Genomic DNA, 13,006 nt, shown 5'->3' on the forward strand with positions numbered 1-13,006 from the left:
CCTAGTTCGGTCTTCCGCTAAGCTCATCTTGCCGGTGGCGTGGCTTCATATGCGCTCCGCTACCCAAACGGAACCTCCACCATATCTCCCGGACACACGTCAGTGTGCAGTAGTAACAGCCGTAAATGAGCCCAGGATTAAGGTTCAATAGCTCTTCGACGATAAGATCGTGCATATAGCCTCGGGAAAATTCAGGCGGCCGTCAGCTTGGCTCGATAGGCAATGATCTGGAAACACTACGTAAAATCGAATGCTTCGAAGGGCTAGAGACAACTTCAACGATGAATTCGGGGAAGATCAACAGGGTGGACATGACATCGGTGTTGCGTACCGTGCAGATAAATCCACTGTCGTCTCGGGCAAACCACAGAGCCTTCGCTTTGGGCTTGGGCGCCATGACAATGGCAATGTCCTTGCAGATCGCCACGACGGCGAGTGCGCAGGTCCTCGCGGAAGGGCCAGCCGCTGCGCCGGAAACGAAGAGTGCATGGATAGTGACGCTGGGAGGCAGCGTCGAGTACGGTCCATCATACGCAGGTTCGAAACACTCTTCTTTCAGTGCCATGCCCTCGTTCGACATTCGCCGTCTCGGCGAGCCGGCCGGCTATGCCAGCCCGGACGACAGCATCGACTACAGCCTCCTTGACTTCCATGGCTTCGAGGCCGGGCCGGTGGTCGGCATTCGGGACGGCCGATCGGCTTCCGACGACCGGCACCTCAATGGATTGGACAAAATCCAATGGGGACTGGACGCGGGCGTGTTCGCCCAATACTGGCCGGTTGAAGATCGTTTGAGGTTGCGCGCAGAAGGCCGCCAGGCACTTCGCGCCGGTGACGGCTTTGTGGCAGATCTTTCGATCGACTGGTTTCAGCCGATCGGGGATAGGCTCGTGTTCTCCGCCGGTCCGCGACTATCCCTGGGGAACGACGCCTTTATGCGCCGCAATTTTGGAATTTCCCAACAAGAGTCGACCTCCAACGGATTGCTGCCGGCATTCGATGCCCAAGGTGGCATCAAGTCTGTCGGTCTGACGGTCGCTGCGACCTACACCATATCGCCGGCATGGAGTGTTCAGGTCTATGATAGATACGATCGCCTGACCGCCGATGCCGCCGACAGCCCGATCACCTCCGATATCGGCAGCAAGAATCAGAACATTATCGGCTTTGGGATCAATCGGTCATTCCAGATCGGCTTTTAGAGGCTCGCGCAACTGGTTCGTGCCGGCGATATAGTCACGTGTCGTCGGAACGACGTTATTGCGCTTGGTGATCTGGATTTGAAATACGACGAGGTCCTCGTAGCGAAACGCTGCCTCGGCCGTTGAAAGATAATATTCCCACATCCGGCAGAACCGCTCGTCGTAGAGCCTGGCGGCGTCCAACCAGCGCGACATGAAGCGCTGGCGCCAGTGCCTCAGCGTCCAGGCATAGTGGAGCCGTAGCACTTCGACGTCATTTATTGCCAGACCCGCGCGCTCGATCTCCGGCACGATTTCCGAAAGCGCGGGGATATAGCCGCCCGGAAATATATATTTATCCAGCCAAGGCGTGGTGAAGCCGGGTGTCGCAGAACATCCGATCGTGTGCAAGACCATGACACCATCATCTGTGAGGAGCGCGCTGCACTGACGAAAGAAAGCGCCATGGGAGGCCAATCCGACATGCTCGAACATGCCGACGGAGACGATGCGGTCGAAACAGCCACTGAGACTGCGATAGTCCTTCAAGGCGAAGTCGACTTTTGCTGCATCCTTGTTCCTTTCGCGTTTCGACGCGTAGGCGAGCTGCTGTTCGGATAGGGTGATCCCAAGGACGTGGCCGCCCGGGGCGTCGGCGGCGAGATGCAAGGCCAAGCCGCCCCATCCGCAGCCGATATCGAGGACGTCGTTTCCGGGCTGAACCAGAAGTTTGGCGGCAAGATGCTTCTTCTTCGCCAGTTGGGCCTCCTCCAGGCTCTGGTCTGGATGCTCAAAATAGGCGCAGGAATATTGGCGATCCGCATCCAGAAACAGATCGTAGAGCCCCGCGTCCAGATCGTAGTGGTGCGCGACGTTGCGCCTGGATCTGGCCGGCAGGTTGCGGTGGCGGAAGCGCCGCAGGCGTGTCCTTGCCGCATCGATCATTCGCGCAACCAGGGGATGGGTGGAATTTTGCGCTTCTCGAAGCATCATCGCAACAAAATCGTAGAGCGTCCCCTCGTCGACAACGAACCGCTGGTCCATGTAGAGCTCTCCCAGCCTGAGATCGGCGTCTATCAGGAAGGCCCATTGAGCTCTGACATCAGTAAATCGGACCGCGACGCGACTGCCTGTTCCGTCGCCGAAGGAGAGGATGTGTCCGTTTGCGGTGGTGACCACCAGGGAACCGCGTGTCACAATCCGTGAAAGCGCTGCCTTCAAAGCGCGATTGGCGAGCGGCCCGATCCCGAAGCCACCGGTCGCAAATGGGCGGTCGACCGTCCGGGAACGCTCTGTCACTGCCGTCTCCCACTGTCGATCAGTCCAGGCTCCCTTTCGGATGCCCGCCCTTCCTGCGCTCCGTTAGCGCCGGCGATCAGCCAGACACCGAACAGGATGAGGCCGCTGCCGATCACCTGTAGCCCGACTACCGGTTCGCAGAACACGAACCACCCCGTTGCGATGACCAGCAAGTAGCTGATGCCGGACAGTGGAAACGCCTTGCCGAGATCAAGCTCGGCAAGCACCGTCATCCAGATTGCGAAGCAGACGATCTCAACGACGATTGCAGCCAGGATCCAATAGGACGCCAGCGCTTGCGGCAGCCAGACGCGCAAGGTGACGGAAGGATCAAGCTGCTCGGCCCCGCGCTTGATGAAGACCTGGAACAGGGTGTTCAGCACCGGAACGGCAAACCATGAAAGCCGCATCGACATCATTGGTGCTGTCCGCTGGTTTCGTCCGCCGAAAGCAGGGGCGAGGCCAGCCGAAGAACGGCCTGAAGAACCGGGTTGCGATGGCGGAAAAACATCGAGTTCGACGTCAGCTTGCTGCCAAGCCGCACCTTGTTCTCGTAGTAGGCTTGGCCGCTCTGGTAGCGATGCAGGCCGTGATCGAGGCAATAGCGCAGATTGGTGAACCAGCTAAGAAAATAGAGATTATAGGGCCGCCCCTCCTCCCCATCCATGCAGAAAAACTTGTCGATCAGCGTTCCCTCATCGTGAACAAGGAGATTGGCGGCGAGAAGCCGGGTACCGACGAAGTAGAGGCAGCAGAACGTGCGCCCCTTCATGTGGTCGAGAATGCCTGAGAAATAAGCGGGCGTCAGCTCCTCGAACTGCCATTGGCTACGCTCGCGCGTGTTGCGATAGAGTTCCATGACCCGCGGCAACAGATCGCCGAAATCGGTTCTGATCTCGACGCGAACGCCGCCGAAGGATTTAAGCTTGCGGCGCATGTCCTTGCGCGTCCCGCCCGACAGTCGCGACATGTACGCGTCGATCGTGTCGAAATCGATGTCCAGCCATGCGGTCGGCATCCCGTCGATTGCCGCATAGCCACGTTTGGAAAGAGGTGCCGTAAACTCAAGCGCGGTCGGGCCGGCTATGTCCTTCAGCCCCAAGAGCGAGCAGCCTTCAACCGTCGCTTGGCGCTCGAAGCCATCAAGCAACTTGGAAAAGAGCGTCTCGTGAAGGTATTCCGGCACATCAGGGTGAAATCCCGCGACGCCGGTTTCCGTGCAAGGCGACCCGAGACATGCAAGCCTGAGCGTCAGAAAGCTCGGGAAAATCTGCCTGATCCGATGAACGCCGCGCTTGAGAAGGCCGGCTTCCAATGTGGTGTCGAGCGGATAGGGGCAAAGGAATGCGGGCATTGCAGCGACCACCCGGTCATCTGCCAGAACCGTGACGTAGCGCCAGGTAAACCCGGCTATCCCGGCTTCTTCGATGGCAAGCAGGCAATCAAAGTCCTCGACCTGACCAGGAAAGCACGCATTCCAGGCCTCCCGGCCGATCTCGCGGATGCTGCCGGCGACGTGAGTGACCAGGAGGCCGGGCGCAGTTTGCGACGCGCCAGGAATGGGATGGAAGCGGTCAGGTGCGATTTGCAGCATGGCTTGCCTCGAAAAACTCAGCGGTAAAGTCTGCGACCTGTCGGTGCTGCCGATCGACATGGATCATATGGTAGCTGTCCTCGATCCATCGCAGCTCATGTGGGCCGCCGAGATGCTCGGCAATGTAACGGGCGTGCTTGGGGTTGCTCAGATCATCCTCCACCGCATGCAGGATCAATGTCGGCGTGCGGATTTGCGACAAGCGGCTCTTCAACGCATTGCCGAGCCTGTGCATCTCGACCAGCCCCTTGCCGGGAAATTTTTCAAGAATACCACTTCCTGCCATGCCCTCGATCATTCGCCGCATCCGCTTGTCCTTGATGCCAAGGGAGGCGGTCTCGCTGAAACTCAGCCGATCCAGAAAGGGAATGCGCGATAGCCAGCCGACCTGCGAAGACAGCAATGGATAATAGAATGGCACATCCCAGCCGTCATAGCGGAAGCAAGGCGAATAGATCGCAACGGCGTTGATGACGGCGGGAGAGGTATCCGCGGCAAGCATGGACAGTTTTCCACCGACGCAAATGCCCGCGGCATAAACGTCGTCTACCCGGGGCGCCAGCAACGCTGCGGCCTGCAATACGCTTTCGAGCCAATCGCGCCAGTTTGAGCGTCGCAGCTCCGCGACGCCTGCACCATGGCCGGCCAGAAGCGGCACGTAGACGCTATATCCCTTACGGTGAAGCTGGCGTGCCACGAGCTTCATTTCGGCGGGCGCGCCGGTCAGGCCGTGGATCAGGGCCACACCCTTGCCGTTCGTTCCCTCGAGATAGAAGCTCAAACCGTCAGTACTCATCGGCAAGCTCCGCTTCGCGGTTTTCCTTCGCCATAAAGCCGAGCGCATGACAAGTGCTGATCACATGAACACCTGCTTCCTCCTGTTCATCCTTGATCTGTTCATGGAGATTGCGGAGCTTCGTCCAGTGTGTGCGAGGGCGATAGTGATGCTCGGCGTGATAGCCGTTGCCAAACCAGAGCCAGTTGTAAAAAGACTTGTGGCTGCTGACGCCCCACGCGATCGGTTCGTCCGGATCGCCATGCAGGTGCTCGTAGTAGCCGTTCAGCGACGAGAGGCAATTGCCCAGATAATAGAACGGCACGAGGAAGAGTACGGCTTTCCAGTCATAGACCAGCGCCGCGGCGACGGCCACGAGGAAAAAGACAAGCTCGAAACGGCCCCATTTTGCTTCGAACGGCCGATTGCGGGCGATGGCCTTGTGGATGTCTCCAAGGTCGTCACGGAAGAAGCTCATGAAGGTATAGGACCAGACATTCTCCGGCTCGCCATCTTGTCCGTGGCGATAGATCGAGAGAAGATCAACGGTCACGCCCTTGTCATCCGGACGGTCGCTGTTGCCCGAATGATGGCGCATATGCACCCAGTGATAATACGTCTGGGAAAAACCGATCGCGACCGATTCCAGCAGGCTGAAGCCGCGGTTCATCCAGCGCGCCTTGAAATAGGGCGTGTGAATGAAATTGTGCGATATGCTATTGATATTCCAGGATATCGACACGGCATAAACGGCGCCGAGAATGGCCGACAACCAAAGCGGCCTGCTCTCGAAGCCGGCGATCAAGTAGACATCGAAAGCAAGATGCGCGACGGCGGCCAGGACCGGCGCCAAATCCCATCTGGTGTGAGCGAAAATTTTCATAATCCGGTTACTCCAACACAGGCCACACCGGCAGTGACGAAGAACACGCCCGCCGCATGGCGAAGATTGATACGCTCCTTGAAGACCACGACCCCAGCCAAAGCGATGGCTACATAGCTCAATGCCATCAGCGGGAAGGCAATTGTCAGCGGCACACGTGTCAGCACCGCCGTCCAGGCGACAAGTTCGACTGCCCAGAAGACAATTCCGAGCCAGGTCAGCGGCCTGGCCACCGCCAGAAGCAATGAACCGGCCCCAGCCGAGTGTTTGAAGCAGATCTCGCGGGCCATTTCCGCCAGCACGCAGAATAGGATGAGCCCGAGCGTCGACAATGTCAGGCTTCCGCTCATGCCATGTGCTCCGCCAAAACTTCCAGCAGCGCGTGGTTCGCGGCGCTGTTGATATTTCTTCTTGTTTCCGGCTTGCTGCGTACGCGTGGCTGGTCGATGAGGGTTTCGATCTTTTTCGACACCCGCGTCAGAAGATTGCCCGCATAGCTCGGCGTCGAGTAGTCACCGATCACGTCGGCGCCGATGATCCGGTGGCGACTGCCGATTTCGCTGATGAGGGATAGCAGATAGGGAAGCCGCATTCTCCCCTGGTCCCAGTTGGTGACCGCATCGTCGGACGCAAGGACGTCCTTGTCGATCGTGATATACACCGCCTCCGTGCGAACCCGGCTAACCAGATAGTCGACAAAATTACTCTGGCCGATCGCTGAAATCGATTTCCAGTGCAACGCGCCGTCTTCCTGGATATAGCTCGCACCGCTCCCGTAATCGGCCACTACCCGGCTCGGCGGATGCTCGTAGGGGTAGAGTTCCAGTTTACCCCCCCTCAGCCAATGGAGTTCGGCGCCCTTCCATTCGGGGCTGCGGAGATCCTTGCTGCAGACACCGACGGTGATGACCTTGTGAATATTGCCGTGGGCCAGCGCCTTGTTGACCCAGGAACCACAATGCATTCCGTCCTCAAATCTCACCCAGTCCGGATGATTGTCAAAATGGATGAGCGTGGTCGGCGCCTGATGCCGCTCAAGAACCTCGGAGAGCAGCAATGATGTGACATGATGGAAATCGCCGGAACCCATAAAGCAGAGTTGGGCAGCCCTGCCCGCGCCCGTCATGTGCCTTGCGATGGTGCGGCCGAGCTGGTCCAGGGCCTTCTGCTTGCTCCAGAGCCTGACAGCGCGGCCGCTATCTTTATCGCTGAGTTGTTCCGCCCCGGCCAAAACGCAGGCGCGCACGAAATCCGGCTGGAGCTCCAATGCATCATCAAGATGAAGAAGAAGGAGCTTCACCGCTTCATCTCCTGCGGGTCAAGAGCTGGTCAAGCAGCGCAAGTGCGAGGTCTATTTCCTCGTGCGAGATCAGCAAATTGGGTGCCATGGTGATGACGTTCTTGTGGTAACCGCCCACGTCCAGGACGAGCCCGTACATCTTGGTTCCTACCTGCAGATCGCCTTTCATTCCCTCATCGCAAAGCCAATCCATGGTCGCCTTGTCGGGCGTAAAACCGTCCTCTTGGCAAATCTCCACTCTCAGTGCCAGCCCCAGGCCATCGACATCGCCAATGATCGCATGACGCTTCTGCAGCTGCTTCAGTCCGTCGAGGAAATAGGCGCCCTTCGCCATCACGGTCATTCCGAAATCCTGTTCGTTGACCATCTTCAATGTCTCAAGTGCCACTGCGGTCCCCATCGGATTGCTCGCGAAGGTCGAATGCGTCGACCCTGGTGGGAAAATGACCGGATTGATCATTTCTTCCTTGGCCCAGACGCCAGAGAGTGGATTGAGCCCGTTGGTGATTGCTTTTCCAAAGACAAGAACATCTGGGGAAACGCCGAAATGCTCGATCGACCACAACTTACCGGTGCGGTAGACCCCCATCTGAATCTCGTCGACCACCAATAGGATGCCGTACTGATCCAGCACCTTCTTGAGCTCGATAAAGAAATTCATCGGCGGAATAACGTAGCCGCCGGTGCCCTGGATCGGCTCGACATAGAAGGCAGCAAATTCGGCGATCCCGGTCTTCGGATCCCAGACGCCATTGTATTCGCTCTCGAACAGGCGGGCGAACTTGCGGACGCATTGCTCGCCATATTCTTCCTTCGACATGCCTTTGGGGCCGCGAAAATGATAAGGAAATTCAATAAATTGCGCACGATCCCCGAAATGACCGTAACGTCGGCGATAGCGATAGCTCGATGTTATGGCCGATGCGCCGAGTGTGCGCCCGTGATAGCCGCCTTCGAACGCGAACATCAGGCTCTTGCCACCGGTAAAGTTTCGGACAAGCTTGAGCGAGTCCTCGATTGCCTGCGAACCGCCGACATTGAAATGAACGCGGCCCTTACGTCCGAATTTCCGCTCTGCGTCCTGGGCGATCATGGCCGCAAGTTCGACTTTTTCGCGATGTAGGTATTGCGAGGCAACCTGCGGCAACCGATCGAGTTGGCTATGCGCAGCGGCATTCAGGCGTTCATTTCTATAGCCGAAATTGACCGCGGAGTACCACATCTGCAGATCGAGGAAGGGCGTGCCCTTGGCGTCGTAGACATAGGAGCCTTCGCATGCTTCAAAGAATTTCGGCTTCGCGGAGTAGTGCACGGTGTCGCCGTGCGAGCAGTAGGTGTCTTCCAGGACCCGAAGTTCCGCCTCGGTCCTGATCGGCTGCGTGTCTTCGCTCAAGATTTCCGCAACGTTGGTTCTCATTGAATGCCTCTCGGTCTGGTTCACGCGATGATGGAATTAAACTGACGTTGCCGCGCCACTTTCGGCACCAGGCCCCCAAGCCCCTCAAGAAGGTTGGTGAAATCGTTGAACGGGATGAATGGGATGCCGCGCTCGCTGCAATACTGGGCCAAACCATCCTTCGCAAAAATGATCTCAGGCTTATCGGAGACGCAGAAATCGCTACGGCCGTCGCCGATATAGATCCGCTGATCCGAGCCGCTGACAGCGATACATTTGCAGACGCCCGCACCGGATGCGCAATCCGGATCGCTGAAAGGCGACGAAAGGACGTACTCGAGCCTTCCCTCGACAAGGCGATCTGTCAGCCTGTTGGCGATGATCGGCAAATGGCCAATCTTATGGTTGGCCAGGATGCGCCGGATGAAATAGTCGACCCCGTCGCTGACGATCGTAACCAGAATGCCGTGTCGATCACAAAATCTGAGGAAGTTCTTGAAACCGGCGTCGATTGCAATCGAGTCGAGGACTGCATCGAGTTCGCCGCGGCTGGCTCGAATGAGTGCCACCTGGCGTCTCATGCACTCGGCGGAGCCGATCAGTCCTTGTTTCCACTCGCTCTCGATACTCTCCCATTCTAAAGTTGCTAATCTGGAAAGCACAAAATCCGTCGCGTCCTCGACGGATACCGTGCCGTCGAAATCACAAAACACCTGCATAGGACCCCACTTCAAATTCGAACGGGGTCTAACATTGGTTTATGAGGTGGAAATGAAGCGGCGGCGGTGCGTTACTATTCCCACTTTATCAGCAGTCCGTGAATTCAACGCAGTATCATCATAGGGCCCTACCCCCGTGGGCTGCCCGGTCCAGCTCCTCGCGAAAATCGGGGTGGGCCAGCCCAATCAGCGCCCTTGCTCGCTCGGCCACGGACTTGCCCTTGAGGTTCGCCCATCCGTACTCCGTAACAACGATATGCGTGTCATTGCGCGACGTCGTCACCGGCCCCGTCAGCGCCGGAACGATGCGCGAAAGCGTGCCTTTTGCCGCTGTGGAATGACAGGCGATGATCGACCGCCCACCGCGCGAGGCATATGCGCCGCGCACGAAATCCACTTGGCCGCCGGACGCACTGAACTGCCTCCCGTTCATAAATTCCGAATTGCACGCGCCGTTGAGATCAATCTGCAGCGTCGCGTTGACCGACACCACCCGGTCATTCTGGGCAATCACGAAGGGATTGTTCACATAGTCGACTGGATAGGCCTCAACTTCCGGGTTGTTGTTCAGGAAGTCGTAAAGCGCCTGATCGCCGAGCGCAAAGGTGAAGATCGAGCGCCCCACATGTGTCTGCTTGCAACTGTTGTCAACCACGCCTGCCCTGATTAGCGTGGCGAGACCCGGCGTCATCATTTCCGTGTGGATGCCAAGATGGCGATGTCCGGAAAGCCCCGAGCACACCGCATCAGGCAAAGCACCAATGCCCATTTGCAGACAATCGCCATCTTCCACCAGGCCCGCGATGATCGCCCCGATGCCATCATCCACTTCATTGCGCGCAGCGGCCGGCAGGACGGGCAGGCTGACGTCGTTCTCAACCAGCGCTGTCACGCTCGATACAGGGACCATGCAATCCCCGCACACATAAGGCATATTGCGATTGACCTCGAGGAACAGTCGAATCCCAGGCTTTCGTGATACCGTGAGCGCGTAATCAGTGCTGGCGCCAAGGCTGAAATTGCCATCCGCGTCCATCGGCGAGACGGTTGCGATCAACGTGTCCACACCGACATGCTCGACCATCGAGCGTGGCACCTGGCTGAAATGACAGGGTACCAGGTCGACGGCGGGCAACGCCTCCGCCGATCGCCTGTTGTCGAGCGCACGCTCCACGCCTCCGTGAAAGTAACTCATCGGGGCGATCGCGTCGCGCAGCTCGAAATCAAACACGCTGGTGCCGGCGACGCCAGTGCAAAGGAGATAATAAAGCCGCACATTCTCGACCGCTCCCGCGCGGGCCCGTTCGGCAAACGCCGCAAGGATGGCAGGTGGCTGACCGGCAGCCAGTGGCATCGCGACCTTCGCCCCGGACGGGATCATAGAGACCGCCCTATTTGCGGATGTCAGCCTTTCGCGATACAGCGTCTGATGGACCGCGGTCATCGGGCCCTCCTCCCAATACACTTTTCAGAACAAGTCAGCGTCCATTTCCATGATCATATCCGCACCGGCATTTACGACCGTCGCGAGCGCTTTCGTCTGCCGCAGAACGCGCTCTATAAAAAGCGGGCAGCGCGTGTTTTGCAAGGCGGCGCGCACAGTGACATTGCCTTTGAGCGAGACCGAAGGCAATGCGGCCCGACTGATCGCTTCGATCCTGGCATCTGGTTCGCTCCACTTCCGGTATTGGGAGTGATTCAGCCATTCACATTGCAGACAACGCCGGAGATTGTTCGGCCGGCCAAAGCGGAGGGCTTTTGAGTTCTGTGCTTGATCTGACGGAATTGGATTTCCCAGTGCCCGATCACACGACACTCCGTCAACGGGCAAGAACCTGGATGCCGTCTGTCTAACGACGGGCTCCGCCAAATGCACCACTGAGGCTGATGGTGTATCGGCAACAATGGTCGCAAAGCATATTCGCACCATTGAGCAGCGCCTCGGCGCGCGATTGCTTCACCGCACGACGCGTCGGCATCAACTGACCGAGGTCGGTCGGCTTTACTATGAGCGTAGCAAACACGCTCTCGCGGAGGTGGACGCCGCCGAAGCAAGTGCTTCAGAACTGCAGTCAAGTCCACGCGGCCGGCTGAGGCTGGTGGCGCCGGTCAGCTTTGGAAGTGAAAGCCTTGTACCTGCACTCGTCCAGTATCTAGACCAAAACCTGGAGGTCGGCATTGAACTGATCCTAGACAACCGCGCCCCGGATCTGATCAGCGACGGATACGAGTTGGGCATTCATATTGGCGAGATGAATGCCTCCGACCTCGTTGCTCGGCCGTTGAAGCCGCATGCCAGCCCTGCGGGTTCCGCGCCAATGATGATCGGCTCATCGATATTCATGACGTTTCCATGCTACCTGACTGCACCCTCAGAAAACCGTTCCCGAGCATCAACCTCGATCCAGTCCCAACTTGTACACTCGAACACGGATTTATCTGCGATCCTAGACTTTGGATAACCGAGAATTGTCCCGGCAGCGATGGCAATCATCGACGGCAGTCTTTCAGCCAACCAATAGACGGTCGATCCGCACTCTGTGCAGAAATAGGAGCGAACGACGCCACCGCTGTCGGCAAGCCGACTGAACTCCTTGGCGGATCCCAGGACCGTGACGGCATCGCGACGGTAGAAGGCGCCTACACCAAAGGCCGAACCCGTTCGTCGCTGGCACGCTATGCAGTGACACACTACGACCATTTCCGGGTCGGCTGGCAGAGTAAGTTTCAACTTGCCGCAACTGCACTGTGAAGTGGCCATCGATCGCCCCTTTGTCTGTTTAAAGTAGGTGCTGCGACTGCAGTTATTGTTGGCTATGCGGGACCGGCAGAAGCGATGAGTCCGGGGCCGGATGGGCCGAAGTCGTTGATCGCTGGCAGTCCATAGCCCGTCGGTTGGAAAGAGACTCGATGATTTACGACGGTGATCACCACCCGCCCGTGTTCCTCATTGCAACGTCTCGTCTATCCAGTTTTTTTAAAGTCAGATATCGTCTCCGATGTACCGCAGTCAGTGCCTCGGGCCTTCACGCGTCTAGGCTCCACCTGGAAATCACGGAATCAGCTTTTGTCTCGCGGATCGACGAGCTAATCCGAAGCCTCAGCGAACTCCGCGAGAAAGGTATTTCTATCGCCCTCGACGACTTCGGCACAGGCTATTCTTCACTAAGCTATATCGCTGCCTTCCCGCTCGATAAGCTCAAAATCGATCAGTCATTCATTAAAAGAATGACGTCCGACCCAGGGAGTCGAGCCATTGTCCAAGCGGTGAGTTCCCTGGCCCATTCCTTGGGCCTCGACATTGTTGCAGAGGGTATCGAGACTGAGCTTGAGTGGCAAATGCTCTCGATGCTTGGCTGCCAGTATGGGCAGGGGTACTATTTTGGGAAACCGCAGAACACGCAACAACTGTTAGCGCTTGCTTGCGATGGGTTCGTATCCGACCTCGGAGCGCAACATAGGGCGCTAACGGTGAGCTGACGACCCGCCATGGTTCAGGTAGCCAACGCACGAACAGATCGTTGTTCGTCTTACGCAGTGCCCTTGTGAAAGAACGCGACGCCCTAGGTGCCTCCTCATCTGAGATTTCGTATCGATCCCACTGAGCTCATCCAAGACAAGCGGATTTGGTTTCCGGTAGAAAACTCTGTCGCGACCTTGGACAGTTTGTATGCCGACGCCGCGAAAAATCCAGATCGGTCACACAGAGGGGGAGTCATTATGGCAACGGTCATACCAACGAGCGCTAATCAAAACCGGTGCGCCCAGTCACGCATTCCAATCGACATGATCTTCCACGGCTGAGCGACCAGCTTATTCCATGCGTCGCAGCAATGGGCGACGATGTCCTCGTAATCTT

At 57.7% G+C, this 13,006-nt stretch carries 15 protein-coding genes and 1 pseudogene; 5 read left to right on the top strand and 11 right to left on the bottom strand.

The annotated features are described in order from the left end of the window. Positions 1–401 precede the first annotated feature (401 nt). Positions 402–1,202: a MipA/OmpV family protein gene (locus tag CPY51_RS22930; RefSeq protein WP_111162570.1), complete on the top strand. Its 801-nt coding sequence runs from the start codon at positions 402–404 to the stop codon at positions 1,200–1,202. Here the strand turns inward: CPY51_RS22930 and CPY51_RS22935 are convergent. The 10 genes from CPY51_RS22935 to CPY51_RS22980 all read right to left on the bottom strand — a co-directional run bounded on the left by CPY51_RS22935 (position 1,182) and on the right by CPY51_RS22980 (position 10,501). Further along, a complete protein-coding gene (locus CPY51_RS22935; protein WP_244598762.1) occupies positions 1,182–2,402 on the bottom strand; it encodes an SAM-dependent methyltransferase in 1,221 nt (406 codons plus the stop codon). The two genes, CPY51_RS22930 and CPY51_RS22935, sit on opposite strands and share 21 nt — an antisense overlap. A gap of 74 nt (positions 2,403–2,476) precedes the next feature. Beyond that, positions 2,477–2,899 carry a DMT family transporter gene (locus CPY51_RS22940; protein ID WP_244598759.1) on the bottom strand — a complete coding sequence of 141 codons (423 nt, stop codon included), beginning with the start codon at positions 2,897–2,899 and terminating at the stop codon, positions 2,477–2,479. After that, on the bottom strand, positions 2,896–4,074 hold the full coding sequence (locus CPY51_RS22945; RefSeq protein ID WP_111162551.1) for a GNAT family N-acetyltransferase: 1,179 nt from the start codon (positions 4,072–4,074) through the stop codon (positions 2,896–2,898). The genes CPY51_RS22940 and CPY51_RS22945 overlap by 4 nt, the downstream gene beginning before the upstream one ends. Beyond that, a complete protein-coding gene (locus CPY51_RS22950; protein WP_111162552.1) occupies positions 4,055–4,870 on the bottom strand; it encodes an alpha/beta hydrolase in 816 nt (271 codons plus the stop codon). Before CPY51_RS22950 ends, CPY51_RS22945 begins: the two co-directional genes overlap by 20 nt. After that, the gene (locus CPY51_RS22955; protein ID WP_111162553.1) at positions 4,860–5,732 is read right to left on the bottom strand and encodes a fatty acid desaturase family protein; all 873 of its coding nucleotides are present in this window, start codon (positions 5,730–5,732) and stop codon (positions 4,860–4,862) included. Before CPY51_RS22955 ends, CPY51_RS22950 begins: the two co-directional genes overlap by 11 nt. Beyond that, on the bottom strand, positions 5,729–6,082 hold the full coding sequence (locus CPY51_RS22960; protein ID WP_111162554.1) for a DMT family transporter: 354 nt from the start codon (positions 6,080–6,082) through the stop codon (positions 5,729–5,731). The genes CPY51_RS22955 and CPY51_RS22960 overlap by 4 nt, the downstream gene beginning before the upstream one ends. Further along, the gene (locus CPY51_RS22965; protein ID WP_111162555.1) at positions 6,079–7,032 is read right to left on the bottom strand and encodes an arginase family protein; all 954 of its coding nucleotides are present in this window, start codon (positions 7,030–7,032) and stop codon (positions 6,079–6,081) included. Before CPY51_RS22965 ends, CPY51_RS22960 begins: the two co-directional genes overlap by 4 nt. Before the next feature lie 4 nt (positions 7,033–7,036). Next, a complete protein-coding gene (locus tag CPY51_RS22970) occupies positions 7,037–8,449 on the bottom strand; it encodes an aspartate aminotransferase family protein (RefSeq protein WP_111162556.1) in 1,413 nt (470 codons plus the stop codon). Between the two features lie 20 nt (positions 8,450–8,469). Beyond that, the gene (locus CPY51_RS22975) at positions 8,470–9,147 is read right to left on the bottom strand and encodes an MtnX-like HAD-IB family phosphatase (RefSeq protein WP_111162557.1); all 678 of its coding nucleotides are present in this window, start codon (positions 9,145–9,147) and stop codon (positions 8,470–8,472) included. 118 nt (positions 9,148–9,265) lie between these two features. After that, a complete protein-coding gene (locus CPY51_RS22980) occupies positions 9,266–10,501 on the bottom strand; it encodes an acetyl-CoA hydrolase/transferase family protein (protein ID WP_244598760.1) in 1,236 nt (411 codons plus the stop codon). 75 nt (positions 10,502–10,576) lie between these two features. On the opposite strand from CPY51_RS22980, the gene CPY51_RS32360 reads away from it, so the two are divergent. From CPY51_RS32360 to CPY51_RS22990, 3 genes and pseudogenes are all read left to right on the top strand, one after another. Then, entirely contained in the window at positions 10,577–10,909 is a 333-nt protein-coding gene (locus CPY51_RS32360) for a hypothetical protein (protein ID WP_146260160.1), read from the top strand. Continuing rightward, positions 10,891–10,995: pseudogene (locus tag CPY51_RS22985) on the top strand (IS5/IS1182 family transposase); the annotation flags it as partial. The gene CPY51_RS32360 and the pseudogene CPY51_RS22985, both read left to right, overlap by 19 nt. Continuing rightward, entirely contained in the window at positions 10,983–11,609 is a 627-nt protein-coding gene (locus CPY51_RS22990; RefSeq protein WP_275540494.1) for a LysR family transcriptional regulator, read from the top strand. The pseudogene CPY51_RS22985 and the gene CPY51_RS22990, both read left to right, overlap by 13 nt. On the opposite strand, the gene CPY51_RS22995 is transcribed toward CPY51_RS22990, so the two are convergent. Then, positions 11,504–11,908, bottom strand: a complete 405-nt coding sequence (locus CPY51_RS22995; RefSeq protein WP_111162559.1) for a GFA family protein — start codon at positions 11,906–11,908, stop codon at positions 11,504–11,506. The genes CPY51_RS22990 and CPY51_RS22995 overlap by 106 nt on opposite strands. Before the next feature lie 149 nt (positions 11,909–12,057). Between CPY51_RS22995 and CPY51_RS23000 the strand changes: the two genes are divergently transcribed. Further along, positions 12,058–12,627, top strand: a complete 570-nt coding sequence (locus CPY51_RS23000) for an EAL domain-containing protein (RefSeq protein WP_111162560.1) — start codon at positions 12,058–12,060, stop codon at positions 12,625–12,627. Positions 12,628–13,006: the final 379 nt, after the last annotated feature.

Source organism: Arminella tubonensis, from assembly GCF_003240585.1.
In the GTDB taxonomy this organism is placed as follows: Bacteria; Pseudomonadota; Alphaproteobacteria; order Rhizobiales; family Rhizobiaceae; genus Rhizobium; species Rhizobium tubonense.

Coding starts and splice junctions, on each gene's coding strand:
- CPY51_RS22930 (WP_111162570.1), top strand. CDS start 402: ATGGCAATGTCCTTGCAGATCGCCACGACGGCGAGTGCGCAGGTCCTC.
- CPY51_RS22940 (WP_244598759.1), bottom strand. CDS start 2,899: ATGATGTCGATGCGGCTTTCATGGTTTGCCGTTCCGGTGCTGAACACC.
- CPY51_RS22945 (WP_111162551.1), bottom strand. CDS start 4,074: ATGCTGCAAATCGCACCTGACCGCTTCCATCCCATTCCTGGCGCGTCG.
- CPY51_RS22950 (WP_111162552.1), bottom strand. CDS start 4,870: ATGAGTACTGACGGTTTGAGCTTCTATCTCGAGGGAACGAACGGCAAG.
- CPY51_RS22955 (WP_111162553.1), bottom strand. CDS start 5,732: ATGAAAATTTTCGCTCACACCAGATGGGATTTGGCGCCGGTCCTGGCC.
- CPY51_RS22960 (WP_111162554.1), bottom strand. CDS start 6,082: ATGAGCGGAAGCCTGACATTGTCGACGCTCGGGCTCATCCTATTCTGC.
- CPY51_RS22970 (WP_111162556.1), bottom strand. CDS start 8,449: ATGAGAACCAACGTTGCGGAAATCTTGAGCGAAGACACGCAGCCGATC.
- CPY51_RS22975 (WP_111162557.1), bottom strand. CDS start 9,147: ATGCAGGTGTTTTGTGATTTCGACGGCACGGTATCCGTCGAGGACGCG.
- CPY51_RS22980 (WP_244598760.1), bottom strand. CDS start 10,501: ATGCCACTGGCTGCCGGTCAGCCACCTGCCATCCTTGCGGCGTTTGCC.
- CPY51_RS32360 (WP_146260160.1), top strand. CDS start 10,577: ATGGACCGCGGTCATCGGGCCCTCCTCCCAATACACTTTTCAGAACAA.
- CPY51_RS22995 (WP_111162559.1), bottom strand. CDS start 11,908: ATGGCCACTTCACAGTGCAGTTGCGGCAAGTTGAAACTTACTCTGCCA.
- CPY51_RS23000 (WP_111162560.1), top strand. CDS start 12,058: ATGATTTACGACGGTGATCACCACCCGCCCGTGTTCCTCATTGCAACG.